Source organism: Psychrobacter sp. Ps6, assembly GCF_022129235.1.
GTDB lineage: Bacteria > Pseudomonadota > Gammaproteobacteria > Pseudomonadales > Moraxellaceae > Psychrobacter.
Map to the genome: position 1 here is coordinate 1 of NZ_JADQAI010000018.1, position 1,405 is coordinate 1,405.

General features: G+C 32.4%; 2 protein-coding genes. Both read left to right on the forward strand.

Annotated elements, in window-relative coordinates:
- Window positions 1-122 precede the first annotated feature (122 nt).
- Window positions 123-473, forward strand: coding sequence for a hypothetical protein (locus I3255_RS12915; RefSeq protein WP_238039183.1), 351 nt, complete (start codon window positions 123-125; stop codon window positions 471-473).
- Window positions 474-667: 194 nt separating this feature from the next.
- Complete coding sequence (locus I3255_RS12920; RefSeq protein WP_238039184.1) at window positions 668-1,165, forward strand: hypothetical protein; 498 nt, start codon at window positions 668-670, stop codon at window positions 1,163-1,165.
- Window positions 1,166-1,405: the final 240 nt, after the last annotated feature.

Sequence of the window (1,405 nt, forward strand, 5' to 3'; positions counted from 1 at the left end):
AAATTGCTGATGTGTTTTTCGCTATAAAGTGCATCACAATAAATAAAAGAGCAGAGAAACATGAATCCCGATAATATCAAAACATTACGAGAATAGTTTTGATTAAGGTAATATATACAGTTATGTCTATGATAAAAATCAAAAAATCACTATTTATTAGTGTTTTTTTCATACCCTCGCTATCTAAAGCTAATGTACTCGATACTTTTTACCAAGTCTATTTCGCCTTTGATGCTTGTGGTTCAGCTGCTGCTTTATCTGGCCCTGAGCAATATCTGATAGCTGATGATTTTCGTTACGTACAAAGCAGAATGCTGACTGATGCAAGAAAAAACATAACAGAGGCCAATGAATGGGTTAAAGTTAATAAAGAAAATATACAGACAATTAATAGTGTGACAAATAAGTTTTGCGGAAAACTTCTTTCTGAATACTATGCTGGTGTAGCTGAGTCAATAAGCTTCAAAAAATAATATTACTTATAGCGAACAAGGTATCATAACGATGATTATCGTGACTCTATAATTTAATATTAAGAAATACATAATGAGGTACAAACAGTTAAAAATATAATTATTTACGTTGTTTGTATATTAAGCCTCTGCAATATACTTATCCTGTATATTCAACCTATACTACTTAAATCTCATACATAATTAGAAATCATATGAAAAAACAAATTTTACTACTCTTACTTTTTCCTCTAGCATCATTAGCTTCATCTCAAAATATTAAAACAGAAATTACCCCATGGAATACGATGTCCAATTTTGCGTTAACGGCAAAATATCACAATATAAATCAGATAGATCAAAAGTGGCGAGAAACATGGACTTCTGATATGGTTAAAACAACCAAGAATAGAACAACTCTGCAATTTTCATACAATGCGGGTTATGGTCGTAATGCGTGTGATTCTATAGTTTTACCGTCTCACATCGAATTATCTGTTTCTGGAAAAAAAGCATTTTTTTCGGCATGGTGTGATATGACAACAACTTCTGAATTCCTTATGTTTACACCATTAGACTCAATAAGCGAAGTAACTATCATCGAAGCTTTCATGAATAACTCAAACGTAGTTACATTTACTAACCCAGATATTCCAGCATTAAACTTCCAACTAAGTACCAATAATTTTAAAACTCTTTGGAAAAACCAATAGACATACCAATTTTCGCACTAGGTTACCCAAGTAGATTATGTCTACTATCAGATTTTTGTTCGTCAAAGCTATGTTTGCCATTTACTTTCTTCATATTCCACCTCACGATAAACACCCTTGTATACCCGTTCGACAAAACGTGTAAGGACTCTCCCCTTAGGTTGACATCTAATAAGAACGGGAATGTGTTATACATTCCCTTTCCAATCAATAATTAGCTCTCAGAAAGTCTATACTTTC

Bases quoted from the DNA above. Each gene is read 5' to 3' on its own strand.
- I3255_RS12920 (WP_238039184.1), top strand. From the start codon at position 668: ATGAAAAAACAAATTTTACTACTCTTACTTTTTCCTCTAGCATCATTA.
- I3255_RS12915 (WP_238039183.1), top strand. From the start codon at position 123: ATGTCTATGATAAAAATCAAAAAATCACTATTTATTAGTGTTTTTTTC.